This is a genomic window from Victivallaceae bacterium (assembly GCA_036659455.1).
Classification (GTDB): domain Bacteria; phylum Chlamydiota; class Chlamydiia; order Chlamydiales; family Chlamydiaceae; genus JAVXCN01.
This window is the reverse complement of sequence record JAVXCN010000001.1, coordinates 272,788-288,429: the sequence shown is the minus strand read 5'-3', so window position 1 is coordinate 288,429 and position 15,642 is coordinate 272,788. Positions and strand designations below refer to the sequence as shown.

The 15,642-nt window shown below is 38.1% G+C and carries 12 protein-coding genes; 8 read left to right on the top strand and 4 right to left on the bottom strand.

Annotated elements, in window-relative coordinates; genetic code table 11:
• Together tyrS and gnd are read left to right on the top strand one after the other, a co-directional pair.
• Positions 1-1,297 (top strand): tyrosine--tRNA ligase (tyrS, locus tag RSA43_01245; protein MEG2495914.1); only part of this gene is annotated, 1,297 nt, incomplete at its 5' end.
• 15 nt (positions 1,298-1,312) lie between these two features.
• Complete coding sequence (gnd, locus tag RSA43_01240) at positions 1,313-2,719, top strand: decarboxylating NADP(+)-dependent phosphogluconate dehydrogenase (GenBank protein ID MEG2495913.1); 1,407 nt, start codon at positions 1,313-1,315, stop codon at positions 2,717-2,719.
• Between the two features lie 154 nt (positions 2,720-2,873).
• On the opposite strand, the gene lepA is transcribed toward gnd, so the two are convergent.
• The 3 genes from lepA to RSA43_01225 all read right to left on the bottom strand — a co-directional run bounded on the left by lepA (position 2,874) and on the right by RSA43_01225 (position 7,126).
• The gene (gene lepA, locus RSA43_01235; protein ID MEG2495912.1) at positions 2,874-4,697 is read right to left on the bottom strand and encodes a translation elongation factor 4; all 1,824 of its coding nucleotides are present in this window, start codon (positions 4,695-4,697) and stop codon (positions 2,874-2,876) included.
• A gap of 141 nt (positions 4,698-4,838) precedes the next feature.
• Positions 4,839-6,398, bottom strand: a complete 1,560-nt coding sequence (locus tag RSA43_01230) for an NTP/NDP exchange transporter (GenBank protein ID MEG2495911.1) — start codon at positions 6,396-6,398, stop codon at positions 4,839-4,841.
• Positions 6,399-6,604: 206 nt separating this feature from the next.
• A complete protein-coding gene (locus RSA43_01225) occupies positions 6,605-7,126 on the bottom strand; it encodes a hypothetical protein (protein ID MEG2495910.1) in 522 nt (173 codons plus the stop codon).
• A gap of 384 nt (positions 7,127-7,510) precedes the next feature.
• Between RSA43_01225 and RSA43_01220 the strand changes: the two genes are divergently transcribed.
• The 6 genes from RSA43_01220 to RSA43_01195 all read left to right on the top strand — a co-directional run bounded on the left by RSA43_01220 (position 7,511) and on the right by RSA43_01195 (position 14,670).
• Positions 7,511-8,491 (top strand): zinc ABC transporter substrate-binding protein, encoded by a 981-nt coding sequence (locus RSA43_01220; protein ID MEG2495909.1) that lies wholly within the window; start codon positions 7,511-7,513, stop codon positions 8,489-8,491.
• Positions 8,484-9,263, top strand: coding sequence for a metal ABC transporter ATP-binding protein (locus tag RSA43_01215; GenBank protein ID MEG2495908.1), 780 nt, complete (start codon positions 8,484-8,486; stop codon positions 9,261-9,263). Before RSA43_01220 ends, RSA43_01215 begins: the two co-directional genes overlap by 8 nt.
• On the top strand, positions 9,260-10,600 hold the full coding sequence (locus RSA43_01210) for a metal ABC transporter permease (protein MEG2495907.1): 1,341 nt from the start codon (positions 9,260-9,262) through the stop codon (positions 10,598-10,600). The genes RSA43_01215 and RSA43_01210 overlap by 4 nt, the downstream gene beginning before the upstream one ends.
• Positions 10,593-11,537 (top strand): metal ABC transporter permease, encoded by a 945-nt coding sequence (locus RSA43_01205; protein MEG2495906.1) that lies wholly within the window; start codon positions 10,593-10,595, stop codon positions 11,535-11,537. Before RSA43_01210 ends, RSA43_01205 begins: the two co-directional genes overlap by 8 nt.
• An 87-nt stretch (positions 11,538-11,624) precedes the next feature.
• Positions 11,625-12,764 carry a 1-deoxy-D-xylulose-5-phosphate reductoisomerase gene (gene dxr, locus RSA43_01200; GenBank protein ID MEG2495905.1) on the top strand — a complete coding sequence of 380 codons (1,140 nt, stop codon included), beginning with the start codon at positions 11,625-11,627 and terminating at the stop codon, positions 12,762-12,764.
• 16 nt (positions 12,765-12,780) lie between these two features.
• Positions 12,781-14,670 (top strand): site-2 protease family protein, encoded by a 1,890-nt coding sequence (locus RSA43_01195; protein ID MEG2495904.1) that lies wholly within the window; start codon positions 12,781-12,783, stop codon positions 14,668-14,670.
• On the opposite strand, the gene RSA43_01190 is transcribed toward RSA43_01195, so the two are convergent.
• Entirely contained in the window at positions 14,667-15,551 is an 885-nt protein-coding gene (locus RSA43_01190) for a hypothetical protein (GenBank protein MEG2495903.1), read from the bottom strand. The two genes, RSA43_01195 and RSA43_01190, sit on opposite strands and share 4 nt — an antisense overlap.
• Positions 15,552-15,642 lie beyond the last annotated feature (91 nt).

Below are 15,642 nucleotides of genomic sequence, written 5' to 3'. Positions count from 1 at the left end.
TCGGTTTGTTGTTTTTAGTTGGGATGGAGTTATGCGATCAATTCTGTCATATTTGCGTTCCAGAAAGATTCTGGAAGATGTTTCCGGCGGTTTGGAAGATGTTACGGGCCCTGTTTCCGTTTATATGGGTTTTGACCCTACTGCAGACTCGCTTCATATCGGACATTTAGCCGGCATTCTCCTCCTTAAGCATTTCATTCGTTTCGGTCACAAAGTCGTCGTATTAGTCGGAGGAGCAACTGGTATGATCGGTGATCCTTCGGGAAAAACCGAAGAAAGACAATTACTTTCCGAAAACAGCGTTCGTAATAATGCGGAAGCAATCGGTAAAAGATTAAAAGAATTATTGGGTAATGACATTGAGATCGTTAATAATTACGATTGGTTTCGGGAAATTTTTTGGATAGATTTTTTAAGAGACATCGGTAAACATTTTCGTTTGGGAACTTTGTTGTCGAAAGATTCCGTAAGAGCACGATTGGAATCCGAAGAAGGCATTAGCTTCACGGAATTCAGTTATCAGTTGCTTCAGGCTTATGATTTTTTTTATCTTTCCGAAAATCGGAATGTATCTCTTCAACTAGGCGGTAGTGATCAATGGGGAAATATCGTTTCGGGAATAGAGTTTGTCAGACGTAAGCAAGGTAAGCACGTCTACGGATTAACTTATCCTTTACTTGTTAATTCTGACGGTAAAAAATTGGGTAAAACGGAGTCGGGAGCCGTTTGGTTAAATGTCGATAAAACTTCGCCTTACGACTTTTATCAATACTTGTGTCGTTTGCCTGATGAAGGGTTATCGGGAGTTATGCGATCATTGACTTTTTTAAAAAATGAAGAGATAGATGAGTTACGCAAGGAGCTTGCCGTAGATTCCGAAAGAGTGCGTTATTTAATTGTAGACTCTATTACGAAATTCGTTCACGGTGATAGAGGGTTATCTTCGGCAAAGGAGTTAACCGCTAAAATTGCCCCGGGTCGAATAGACGAGGCTAATGAGGATGTTTGTAGAAGTTTGATTAGCGCGGGCTCGTATCGTCAAGTGGATCTTCAGGAAATAACGACTAAGAAGTGGATAGACGTTTTAGTAGAAAGCGGTCTTTGTTCATCAAAAAGCGAAGCGAGAAGGCTTATCGATCAGAAGGGAATATACGTTAACGGATCGGCTTTATTGACTGGGGACATTTGTGTGGATATTTCGGATTTTAAGGAAGGAAAATTCATTATCGTAGGATGCGGTAAAAAGAAAAAACTCGCTCTTTGTAGTGAAAAAGCGTGTTCAAAATTAGTGAACTGAAAGTAGAAAGACGTTATGCAATCAGATATAGGCGTAATAGGTTTAGCTGTAATGGGACAAAATCTGGTCTTGAATATGAATGATCATGGTTATGTCGTATCTGTTTTTAACAGGAGTGGGAATAAGACGGAAGCCTTTATGGTTAATGAAGCTCGAGATACGTCAGTCCGTCCTTTTTTCGCTCTGAAAGACTTCATTTCTTCTTTAAAAAGACCGCGTCGTATTTTGCTGATGGTTAAGTCAGGAAATCCGGTAGATGATTTTATCGAAGCTTTGCTTCCTTTCTTGGAGAAGGGGGATATTATTATTGATGGAGGTAATAGTCATTATCGGGATTCCGAAAGACGATGTGAATCGCTCAAAAATAAAGGCATTCTTTTTGTAGGCGCTGGAATTTCCGGTGGTGAGGAAGGCGCTCGTTTCGGTCCTTCCATTATGCCTGGAGGAAATATTGAGGCATGGTCATTTATAGAATCCGTTTTTAAAGACATCTCGGCAAAGGTTAATGGAAAACCTTGTTGTCAATGGATCGGTCCTGGAGGTTCGGGACATTACGTTAAAATGGTTCATAACGGTATTGAATACGGAGATATGCAGTTGATCTCCGAGACTTACAGTATTATGAAGCGGATTATGGGGTTTAGTAATCCCCAAATAGCAGATATTTTCGATAAATGGAATTCCGGGAAACTAAACAGCTATTTGATTGAAATCACTGCAAATATTCTTCGTTTTAAAGATGAGTCAGGTAAATTCTTATTGGATTGCATTTTAGATGTTGCCAGTCAGAAGGGAACCGGTTCCTGGACAGGAATAGCAGCTTTAGAGCTGGGCGTTCCCGCATCGTTGATTTCCGAAGCGGTTTTTGTTAGATATCTGTCTTCATTAAAAGAACAGCGGCTCCTTGCAGATAGAGAATTCTCCGAAATTGATACTGCTTACGACACTATTCAGGAATTGGAAGAAAATGACCTTGAAGCATCACTTTATGCTGCTAAAATTATAAGCTATGCTCAAGGTTTTATGCTCATGAAGCAAGCATCCGATGCTTTTTCTTGGAATTTGCATTATGGAGATATTGCTTTGGTATGGCGTAGCGGTTGTATTATAAGGAGCATTTTTTTAGATAATATTAAAGAATCTTTTGATTTTGATGAAAATCTTCCTTCTCTAATCTTGGCTCCTTTCTTTAAATCGGCATTAAAGACCTCTGTTAAAAGTTGGAGAAAAATGATTACCGTTGCAATGAGCCTTGGGATTCCGATTCCTTGTTTTTCTTCGAGTTTGTCTTTCTTTGACGGTTATTGCGAGTCTTCATCATCGGCTTGTATGATTCAAGCAATGAGGGATTACTTCGGAGCGCATACTTACGAACGAAATGACACTCCTCGAGGAGAATTTTTTCATACTAAATGGACTTAATCGGAGGAATAGTTTTAAATCATCCGTGATGTTTGTATTTGTAAGTTGAATGATTCCATTTTTCATGGATAAAATAAATATTTTTTCGCTGATCTATGGAATCTGAGGATTACCGTTTTTTCAAACGAGGTATATCCGTAATGTTTTGAATATTTCAGTCGTTCATTTTTAAAACTTCTATGAAAGCACTTTGAGGTACTGATACCTTACCGAATTCCTTCATACGTTTTTTACCCTTCTTCTGCTTCTCCCACAGCTTACGTTTCCTGGTAATGTCCCCTCCATAACATTTAGCCGTTACATTCTTGGAAAGAGCATTAATGGTTTCTCTAGCAATGATTTTTCGATTGATAGCCGCTTGAATGGGGATTTTAAATAACTGTTGAGGAATAACGTCGAGTAGTTTTTTACAGATACTTCGACCTCGGCTTTCGGCTTTATCTTTATGGACTAAACAGGAAAATGCATCTATCGGTTCATCATTAATTAATATTTCAAGTTTAATGATATCTCCTTTTTTATATCCCAAGAAACGATAATCGAAAGAACCGTAGCCTTTGGTTACGGATTTTAACTTATCGTTAAAATCCGAAATAATTTCATTTAAAGGTAACTCATAAGTTAGGACCAGTCTTTGATGATCTAATTTATCCGTTTTTAAACAGGTGCCTCGTTTTTCCATACATAGATTCATAATATTACCCAAAAAATCAGCAGGGGTAATGATATTGACCGTAACCCAAGGTTCTTCGATTCTTTCAATTAGAGTGGGATCAGGATACCCCGTTGGATTATCGATAGGAATAACCGTTCCGATTTTTAAAACTATGTGGTAAATAACGCTTGGAGGAGTAGCAATGACATCTATATCGAACTCTCTGATCAATCGTTCAAAAACAATCTCTAGATGTAATAAACCGAGAAATCCGCAACGAAATCCAAACCCCAATGAATGACTGTTTTCTGGTTCTACAGTTAATGCTGAATCGTTAAGTTGAAGACGACCCAAAGCATCTTTAAGGAGATCCAAATCAGAAGAATCCATCGGATATATACCAGCAAAGACTACCGGATTGATTTCTTTAAAGCCGGCAAGAGGGGTTGGGGAACGATGTTTAAAATGGGTGACGGTATCTCCTATTTTGATGTCTTTTACTTTTTTAATGTTGGCAATGAAGTAACCGACTTGTCCGGGTTTTAACGATTCATCGATCAAGGTGGCTTTAGGCTTAAATATTCCGACCCCCAGGACTTCGAAAGAAACCGTCTTGGAACCGGACATAAAGGTGATTTTATCTCCCTTTTTTATTTCCCCGCTAAATATTCGAACATAGACCATGATGCCTAGATAAGGATCATAATGGGAATCGAATATCAAAGCCTGTAAATAATCGGTTTCCGGATTTTCAGGAGGAGGGACAAGCTTGATAATTTTCTCCAAGACCTGTTCGATTCCTAAACCGGTTTTTGCCGAACATTCTACGCTTTCTCTCGTATCGATACCTATGTAATCTTCGATTTGTCGCTTAACTTCTTCGGGATTTGCTGCGGGAAGATCAATCTTATTCAGAATAGGGATGATCTCGATATTTTTCTCTATAGCTAGATAAACGTTTGCAATGCTCTGTGCTTGGACTCCTTGAGCAGCATCGACTACTAATAAAGCACCTTCACAAGCGGAAAGTGAACGCGAAACTTCATAAGAAAAGTCTACGTGACCTGGTGTGTCAATAAGGTTAATTCGATATGTTTGACCTTTATATTCATAAAACATCGTTACGGGGTGAGCTTTAATTGTAATACCTCGCTCACGCTCAAGATCCATAGAATCCAGCAGCTGTTCCTTCATATCTCTGTCTTCTATGGTTTGAGTCATCTCCAATAATCGATCGGCAATGGTAGATTTGCCGTGGTCGATATGAGCAATGATGGAGAAATTTCTTATGAGTTCTGTAGAATATTGATTTTTAGTACTCAAAATAAACCGTTAAAGTCAAAAATAGTGCTTTTAATCTTAAAAAAGACGGATGAAAGTTGTCAATCTTTCGGATAAAAAGAAACCCTAATATTCCTAAGAATTATTAGGGTTTCTTCAAAAAACGCGTTGAATTTCGGTTTATTAAGCCGTTTCGGCAGTAGCGTTTTCAGTAGCCGTGGCTGGAACTTCTTCAACCGCTTCCTCTTTACTGGTGAGAGCAATGAAGCGTTTATTCAACTTCTTAGCGGAAATCATCCATAAACCGATGACCCCGAAGAGAATAACGGCTAGATAAGGAGTCATAGCAGAAATACTTCCGCAGAGCACTAATAGTCCTTGTTGAATAAGGGAACCACCGGATTTACCTAAACGAGCTCCAACAACATCAATGGCAGCTTTTCCTTTAACCTTTTGTTCTTGGTCAAGAGGGATATAAGCCAATTCTTTCGTCGGATCAAATAAAGCGTATTTGGTCGATTTGGAAAGAATGTTTTGTATCATACCGACGATAACTGCCATCATCAAAGGTGTTGTTCCTAAATAGGAAATCATTCCCATACAGTTGTCCCTGAAAATTACGAGCATAAAAAATACGGTTCCCGTAAACAAAAGAATACATGGAGTAGCCAAGGCTGCTGTTAACCAACCGAATTTTCTAAGAACGTTTCCGCCTATGAATAACATCGTGAATACTGATACGACTCCTGTCCAAGTAGAAAATTTACCCATAAAAACACTGTATGAATTCGGATCTTGGAACTGAAGTTTAAGCTGACTTTTCCAAGTAACTTCAACAATATTGATGGCAATACCGTAACCGATGACCAACATAGCCAAGCATAAAATATAAGGAGATTTAATCAGGTAGAGGAAGCTTTCTTTGAGACCCATTTTAGGTTTAGATTTCTTCTTACCGACTTCTTCTGGTGAGTAAAATCTTGCATCGGTTAATACGTTACTGTGAATCCACCTGTAACAAACGATAATTACCAAACCGGAAATGAAAGTCATGGCCATTAATAGTTTTAAGGAATAACCCCAAGGATCGACTCCGGCTGCTACTTTGGAACGCATATTGGAAGCGAAAATAATAGCAGGGCCCGAACAAAGAAGAGCAATATTGGCTCCGACTCCGAATAGCGCATAAAATCTCTTAGCTTCGCCGACTTTAGTAATTTCATTGGCAAATCCCCAGAACATTAAGGATAACATAACGCTTCCCCATAGCTCGGCTAGTACAAAAAATATGGCAAACGACCAATTTCTGAATACTGCAACCAAACCGCTTAATCCGGCAGGTAGGATGCTCTGAAGAGTGTCCGCTAGTTGCATAGGATGCAAAAAATCCCTAAACGGATAAATCACCGTAGGAAATAAGATAAAGAAAATCATGAAAGGAGCAATGACTACGTAAAATATGGTTTGTTTGCTCAAAATATTACTGAGCTTGGCGTAAACCATCATGAATAAAACGGCAGCCGGAACTACCATCCAGACTTTAATGAAGGGCAAAGCTTCGGCTCCCGATCCCGGTGCCGTTATGATCAAGGTGTCCTTTGTATCTCTAAGAATCGTATAATTGAATGAGATACAGAAAAACATCAGGAACATCGGCAGAACCTTTTTCAGCTCATAATTATGAATGGGCCATATGAGGGAACGCAGTTTTCCAAAAGGTTTTTCTTCTATTTTTGTTGTCATATTATCCTCTGAAAACACATTTTATTATCAAGTACTCCTCGACGTATGGGAGTTTGCTTAAAAAATTTACTTACTTTAAAACGAAAGATTATACTGGATTTTTGAGTGAATTACAAGCGGAAACAGGAGAAAGTCAGCAAAAAGCACCCAATGAAAATAAAATCGGGTGCTTTTTATAGGGAAAGGTATCCAGTTAGACAGAACTTTTAGGCAAACGTTTCAACCATTTCCAGAGAAAGAGAGACGTTGTTTAAAGCTTTAACGGTTTCGACGTAAGCAGCCCATAGCTCAACGCAAACGAGTCCGTTACGGATAGATCGGATGAGCTCTCTTTTTAAAGAAGGCAAAGGTTTTTTAGGACTGAATCTTGCCAATAAATCCTTATCCCCGACTTGACGTGCCAATTCCAGAACTCGTTCAATATCATTTTTAGTGAAATTAATGAAATCTCGTCTTTTTTTTGAACCTCTAGGAGCTCTTGGTTTAGGATCCAACAATCTGGGTTGTTCTGAGTTAAGGATAAATTTTTTTAACATGCTGCTCAGTTGCTCGGGGTGAGTGTTTTTAAGTTTTTTTAATGTAAAGTGGTGCATATATCCACCGCCGGGACCCGGAAGATACCTACAAAGGTCGTTTTCCTTATCCCCATGTACCTTCTTAACTGCTTTTTCAATCAACTTTTCGGTTTCTTCTTTTGCTTTCGTGTTCGCACTGTCAGCCGAGGCCATTATTTACCTTCCTTGCTTGATAATTAATAAATTCCAAACTGTTTTATTACTTATGTTTGAATATATCTTAATATTATTTGTAAAATTTCTCAGTTTGTATTGGGAGATAATTCTAGGAAATACTAATATTTTTTGATAGTTTTTTTAAACAATTAAACTCTTTTTTGATTAAAAGTTCTTCGTTTTCTACATCATAGACATAAGATATTTGTTTTTAAAATTCAAATGAAGCAATAGATATTTATCTATGATTTACGATTTTTATAGAAAAAAAAACCGTTAATATAACCGTATTGCACAATATTACAAGACAGGCATACAATGTTTTCCATCGGTTTTTCGGTAAATTCAGTCCGAATACTTCGATTAAGGAGATTGTAATCTATGAAAAAAAGCATCTTCTGGGTTTTTTGTTTGTTAGTACTTGGGATTGTCGTTTTAACGGGATGTTCTTGTCGAAATTCGCAAAATCCTTCTTTGAAAACTGAACCTGAATCTCACAAATTTACCGTTTTGTCAACGACTCGAATGATTCATGACGGAGTTCAAAGAATAGGCGGTGATGCCGTACATTCCGTTGTTCTTATGGATGGTGCCATCGATCCTCATTCATATGAGCTTGTTAAGGGAGACGGAGATAAGATCGGCCAGGCCGATCTAGTGTTTGCAAACGGACTGGGACTGGAGCACTCCTTAAGCTTACAAAAAGCTCTTAAAACCGATCCCCGCACGGTCTTTTTGGGTGATTTGCTGTTTGAGCGCCATCCGAACTGGTTCATTTCGGACGACGGTGTTCTCGATCCTCATATTTGGTTAGACCTTTGTTTATGGGCCGAAACGATTGACGATATCGTTCGCTCTCTCTCTGAAAAACTTCCTCTTCATGCTAAGGAATTCGATAAAAGAGGACGTGAACTGAAAAACGAAATGTTGGCGTTGGATTCTTGGTCCGTTGATGTCTTTGCAGCCATCCCTGAGAAAAAGAGATTCCTAATTACGGGTCACGATGCTTTTAGGTATTTTACTCGAAGATATTTAGCCCTTGATTCCGAAAAAACGTCTGATTTATGGCGCATAAGATGTACGGCTCCCGAAGGAATATCTCCGGAAGCTCAGATAGGTTTCAAAGACATAGCTCGAGTTGCATATTATGCTATCGAGCATGAAGTCGATATTGTTTTCCCGGAAAGCGGTCTGAATAAAGAGGGATTGAAAAAAGTCGTATCTTCAGTCAAAGGTAAAAGAGATGTTCGTTTGTCGAAATCTTTGATTTATTCTGACAGTGTTGCTTTAGGAGGAGTTGATTTTTTAGATACTTTTCGTCACAACGTTCGGGTCATCTCTGAAGGATTGGCTCATGCATGATTCCGATATTGTTTGGTCCGTAGAAAATTTTTCCGTCAAATATGACGGATTTTCCGTGCTTTATAATGTTTCGTTTGAAATTTCCAGAGGTAAGTTAGTGGCTATAATAGGTCCTAACGGAGCAGGCAAAAGCACCCTTTTAAGGGGATGTCTCGGTTTTATAAAACCCGTCTCAGGAAAAGTCAGATTTTTTCATCGCTCTCTGAAAAAGGCTTTTGCTAAAGTGGCTTATATTCCGCAGAAAGCCGTTTTGGATTGGAGTTTTCCAATGACAGTCATTGATTTTATTCTGATGGGTTTATACGGAAAAAAAGGGTTACTCGGACGAATCAACGCAGCTGATAAGAGAGAAGCTTTGGTTTATCTGGAGAAAGTCGGATTAGAGAAAGAGTCGAATAAGCAAATAGGTAAACTTTCAGGAGGGCAACAGCAAAGAGCTTTTTTAGGAAGGGCTTTGATGCAGGGTGCGGAACTGTATTTAATGGATGAGCCGTTTGCCGCCGTTGATTTTGCTTCTTTTGAATCGATAATGAAAATTTTACAATCACTTCGTCTTGAATCGAAAACCATAGTTGTTATTCATCACAGCCTTCATAATGTTCCTGAATATTTCGATGAGATCATATTGTTGAATAAACGCTTAATTGTAGCCGGTCCTGTCGAAAGTTGTTTTAATGAAGATATGCTGGCAATTGCTTATGGAGGGGATATAGGATTGTTTGACAAAGCTTTAGAGTTGGAAAGACTGAAATCGAGAGGGATTAATTTGTGAGTTCCGTTTTAGGGATTCCGTTTTTTTCCGGGTGCATTGCCGTCGTATTAGTTTGTATGACGTCGGCAATTTGGGGAGTTTTCTTATTATTATCGAATAAATCCTTGATTGGTGAAACGGTTTCTCATGCATCTTATCCTGGATTATTGATGGGAGTGATCGTAGGCGGGATTAGTCAGTGCTTCGGTTGTACGGAGTTTTGGGTTGTATTACTGGGTTTCGTTTCGGCAATTTTAGGTTTTTTTTGCGTAAATTTATTAGAGTCCCGATTTTGTGTTAATAGAGATTCCTCTCTTTGCGTAGTATTAATTGTTTCTTTCGGTATCGGGATAACCTTGTCTTCTTATGTAAGAGGTGCATTTCCGGAAGATTATTCTAAAGTTCAGTCTTATCTTTACGGCCAAGCAGCTACTCTGGGCTCTTTCGATCTCATTTTATCTCTTATTTTAATAATCGCCACGGCGATTGTCGTTTGTTTATTTTATAGATTTTTGTTGACATCGACATTTGATCCCGAATACTCCGTGTTAAACGGTTTATCTTTGAGCTTTACACGATATACCATTCTTATTTTCGTTTCTTTGGTTGTTGTGGTAGGTATAAGAAGCGTTGGCGTGATTTTGATATCCGCAATGTTTGTGGGACCTCCTCTGGCTGCCGGGCGGTTTTTCGGAAAATTATGGCAAGTTATTATCGGTTCCATGATTTTCGGGGGAATTTCCGGTTTGATAGGCTGTCTCGTATCCTTATTTTTATCGATTAAGATCGGTAATCGAAATTTTTATTTACCAACCGGTCCTTTGATTGTCCTAGCATCGGGAGGGATCGTTGTTCTGGCATTGGTGTTTTCTACGGATAACGGTTTGTTTATCAGGGCTTTTAGAAAAAGTTCATTTCTTTTTCGTCGGCAAATTGAAAATTTATTGAAAGTTATATGGATGATTTCCGAAGAAGGGCATAAGTCTTTTAGTAAAAAAGTATTATTCGGTCATTATAAATTTAAGGAATTGTTTTCGAAGTCTGTATTTATCGAAATATATTTGAAGTATCTTTGCCGGAAACGATTAATCAAAATCGATTCTTTCGGAAAAATAAGGCTTTCGGGCAGAGGCAACAGAGAAGCCGTAAGGCTGATTCGACTACATAGATTATGGGAAGCGTATTTGGTAGGTTCATTGGCATTTTCTGCTGTCGATGTTCACCCCTTGGCAGAAGAAATCGAACACGTTTTAACTTCCGAAATGGATAAATCTTTAACTGAGTTGTTAAAGGATCCTGTTTATGATCCGCATAATCGGATCATACCTAAAATTAATGATGAGGAGTATTGTGATTAACCCTTATTACGGAACCGATCTGCTCACTTTTTTTCGGGTTTTATTTTTTCGGGTTATCAGCGGCGGTATTTTTCATAAACCTCTCTATATAGACGAATTGCAAATTATTATATTTTCGGGACTGGCCTTATCGGGAGCTTTGGTAGGAACCTTTTTGACTTTAAAGAAAATGACTATGTTTGCCAATGCTGTCTCGCACACGGTTTTATTGGGTTTGTGCGTGGCATTTTTTTTCGTCTCCGGACTTGATTTAACGATTACGTCTCTTATGCTGACCGCTTTGAGTACGGCGGTATTAACAGGAGTGCTCGTTAGATTATTGGTTGATTATTTTAAGATTCAAATCGATACCGGTATAGCTTTCATATTTTGTTTTCTTTTCGCTTTAGGGTTGGTTGTGTTGGTTTTTTTAACTGGAAACGTTCATATCGGTATTGATTTGATTATGGGTAATTCCGATGTTTTGATTTTCGAAGATCTTATTCACGTTTGGATGGCTTTTTTGCTCAACGTGCTCATATTGGCCACCTGTTTCAGAGGTTTTTTGGTTATTTCTTTCGATCCGTCATTCGCTCGTTTAAGCGGTTTCCCCCTAAAATTTTTCGAACATCTGATTATGTTTCAAATTTCCTTGAATTTGATTGTATCCTTTAAGGCTACCGGAGTTTTGATGGCATTATCTTTTTTAATTATGCCTCAACTTATAGTTAAACCTTTTATTAAGTCTGTACGACAAATGATCGTGGCTTCTGCTTGCTTAGGATTGATGACGGCGTTTTTATCTCCGGCGGTCTCAAGGTACTTTTTGACATGGTCCGGAACCGGTCTGTCTACCGCAGGATTAACTGTGATAATTTTCTTTTTCTTTTATGTTTGTTCTCTATTGTTTTGCTCTTTTCAAAGAAAAAAAATTCGTGGAATAGAATCTTCTTATTGATAGGATTTTTGTAAGATTATTTAGAGAATTGACAACTCGAGATACTCGGGGTATTATTCTGCCTTTTCGTTTTTGACATTATTTTTCATGAAAAAATTAGTTATTTTAGGCTCAACGGGTAGTATTGGGACGCAAACGCTATCTGTTGTTGAGCATTTAAAAGATGATTTTCAAATAGTGGGATTAGCTGCCGAAGGGTCGAATGAGAGTTTATTAGAGCAGCAGATCTTGTGTTGGAAACCTCTAATAGTCTCTGTGAATCGTTATGAGGTGTTTCAACGATTACGCGCGCGATTCCCCAACATCGAGTGGGTTTTCGGTGATCAAGGAATCCGGGAAGTTGCCGTTTTTGATTCTGCGGATTTAGTAGTATTAGCAGTTCCCGGTTTGGCTGCATTATCTCCTTGCATCGCTGCCTTAAGGGCAAAAAAAAACGTGGCTTTGGCAAGTAAAGAAGTTTTGGTTGCCGCAGGAGAATTCGTTATGTCTGAAGCGACTCGAAACGGTGTCTCGTTAATACCTATAGATAGCGAACATAGCGGGATTTTTCAGTGTTTGGAACAACGCGACAAAAAAGACGTACGTAGAATTGTTTTAACTGCTTCCGGAGGACCTCTTTATAGAATGAGCATGGATGAGCTACGATCCGTGAGTATCGAAAAAGTACTGAAGCATCCTGTTTGGTCTATGGGTAAGAAGGTAACTGTAGATTCTTCGACTTTAGTCAATAAAGGTTTAGAGATTATAGAAGCTTATTGGTTGTTTGGATTTGATGTGTCTTCAATTGATGCCATAGTACATCCGCAAAGTGTTATTCATGGATTAATTGAGTTGATAGACGGTTCCGTTATAGCTCAAATGAGTAAACCCAGTATGATTTATCCCATACAATATGCGCTTACTTGGCCTAAAAGATCTTCCGGAATGTTTCATGTTTTTGATTTTCTAAAACATGGAACCCTGGAATTCTTCCCCTTGGACGATGTTAAGTTTCCTTCAATAGCTCTTGCTAAAGAAGTTTTAAAGCTTAAAAAAAGTTTCGCTTGTTGTTATAATGCGGCCAATGAGATTTTGGTCCAAAGATTTTTAAATGAGGAGATTGGATGGATAGATATCTCCGAAAAGCTTTGCGATATTGTGATATCGCACAAGCCTCATGATATTTCTTCAATTGAAGATGTTATTGAAGTAGATCGTAACGTAAGGCAGGAAGCCGTCACAAAATAAGTATAGAGGCCTTTTCATGACGATAATATATTTTTTTCTCGCCGCTTTAGCTTTAGGTATTCTTATTTTAATCCATGAGCTTGGGCATTTCATTGCGGCTAAAAAAGTCGGTATGTCCGTAGAAAGCTTCAGTATCGGTTTCGGGCCGGCAATTTTCAGTAAAAAATTACGAGGTGTTGAGTGGCGAATCGGTATTATTCCTTTTGGGGGATATGTTAGAATTGCCGGGATGGATACGCATAGAAGAAAGGGGAAGGAGGATATCGATCCTTATATAATTCCTTCAGGATTTTTCAGTAAATCTCCTTTCAAAAGAATTATTGTTCTTGCGGCAGGTCCTGTAGCGAATATTTTATTGGCTTTTTTAGTTTTCGGCTGTGTTTCACTATTGGGTGGTAGGGTTAAGAATTTTTCCGAATTTACCCAAGTAGTGGGTTGGATTAACTCGGATTCGAACTTTTATAAGAAAGGGTTAAGAGCAGGAGATGTTGTAACTTCTTTAGATGAAAGAGATTATAATGGAACGAAAGATTTGATTTACGCGACCGTTTCTCAAAAAGATCGTTTGAATATAACGGGATTCAGACCTGGATTCGGGGGGTATTATGAGGATAAACAAGTCTTTGATTATTGGGTTACTTCAAATCGAGAAGGGTTTCAAAAGGTGCCTTTTTTAGGTGCGTCTTATTTGATTTATGACGGAAGTAAGCTTCCTGAAGGGTCTCCTATGCGTTCATCAGGTATACAAGCTGGGGATCAAATCGTATGGGTAGACGGTGAATTTATTTTTTCCTTAGAAGCACTTTCCGTCTTATTAAACTCCAATTATACTTTGTTGACCGTAGAAAGAAATAAAGAAACCTTTCTTATCAAGCAGCCTCGGATTCTTGCCGGTGATTTGATGTTGCCGGATTACTTAAAACACGATCTGATGGACTGGCAATATGAAGCTCATATCAGAGGTAAGTGGAATGTCTTATGGTTAATTCCTTATCATATGAATATCAACGGTTATATTGAAGGATCTTTGGAGTCTGTAAATGCTAATCGGTCAAACGGAGGGTATCAGCCTTTAGAGATAGGAGATCGCATCATAGCGGTGGATGGCTTCCCTATATCGAACGGTTATGATCTTTTGGAAAAATTGCAGCAGCGTTCGGTTTCGATTATAGTCAAAAGAAAGAATAACTTTGATATTAAGTCCATAACGGAAGAAGACTTGGAGTTTATCAATACTTTTGATTTTAATGAGATGAAATCGATTATCAAAGGTATCGGCTTGGACGGATCCGTTTCTGAATTCGGAGATTATAATCTTTTACGTCCCGTTCATCCAAGAACGTGGGATGAATTTGACTTATCTCTTGAAACCAGAGAAAAATTAACCAGACAAAAAGAAGAGCAACAAAGAGAAATTTTAAAGATTCGAAATAAAACTAAACGTAGTCGATATTTAGAATTATGGGAGTTAAGTCAAAAAAAGGCTCTTTTAGGTATTTCATTAAAAGATCGGGAAGTTCGATATAATCCTGGTGTTTGGGGAATGGTTAACGGAGTATTCGGAGAAAGTTTCCGAACTTTGAAAGCTTTGGTGACTGGGAATTTGAGTCCTAAATGGTTATCAGGTCCCGTAGGAATCGTTCAAACTCTTCACTATGGATGGTCTTTAGGGATTACCGAGGCTTTATTTTGGGTGGGACTAATCAGTATTAATCTGGCAGTATTGAATTTACTGCCTATTCCTGCTTTAGATGGGGGATATATTTTGATGTGTCTGTGGGAATTCATATCCGGAAAGAAATTGAATTTGAAATTAATGGAAAGAGTTTTAGGGCCTTTTGTGTTTTTATTGATTCTTTTATTTGTTTTTCTAACTTTTCAAGACCTATTTCGGTTATTCTCCTAAGGTTTTTTATAGAGTTGAGGAAAACCTATTAATAATCCGGGTTTTGAAGCTACACAATGTATGATATGAATTTTGTTTGTTTTGTTTCTTGATTGATTAGGGTTGGTATTTACTACTTTGTTTTCCGTAATAAAGTTTTTCATCATGGAAAGTGAGTCTTTATCTGTTATTATATAGGTATGGTTAACGTTGATGACAGCGTGAGTATACTTGGTATTAAGTAAAGTTTCTTTAATACGAACTTTTCCGTCGTTTTCATCCTTCATTTTAAAAGGAATAAATCTACTTTTCTTACGACCGCTGATTACGAGGACATCAACCGAATCCGGTATTTGAGCTATAGATAGCATTTGTTCCGGTTCATATGTCAATAATTGTCTTCCGAGTTTGCCCCCGAACACGAATTGTACGATTCCGACGCATTTATATCTTCTGGCAAGTTCCGATCCGGCATTAGGGGGTGCCATTAGTACGGCTCTACCTTTTTTTGCTTCTTCCGGACAATCATCTCTTGATAAAGCCACTCGGAGTATGACTCCTCCTATTGAGTGCGTAACGAAATTTATAGGGACACCTGGTTTCAATTGGGCTATTTTTTTTAATAGTTTAACTAGATTATCGGCATGTCCTTCCAGCGTGAATTTTCTTGTTTCATAATTCCACAAAAACACCTCATAGTTTTCTTTGTCCATTACCCTTCCTATGGGTTTAAGTGACGTGTATGACCTAAGGAAAGCATGAATACAGACTACGGATTCTTTCTGAGACTCTAAACTGGAGATATGAGGAATACTCTCCTTATTGGTCGATTTAATGGATTCCGTACCGAAAACATTGAAAGTCGTTAATGTAATTAAAAATGATAATAATAATTTTTGCATGTCACACCATATAATAAAATTATAATGACAAACAAAAATTTAGATAATAATAAAATATGGTTTTTTATTACTTATTAATAATAAATTTAGA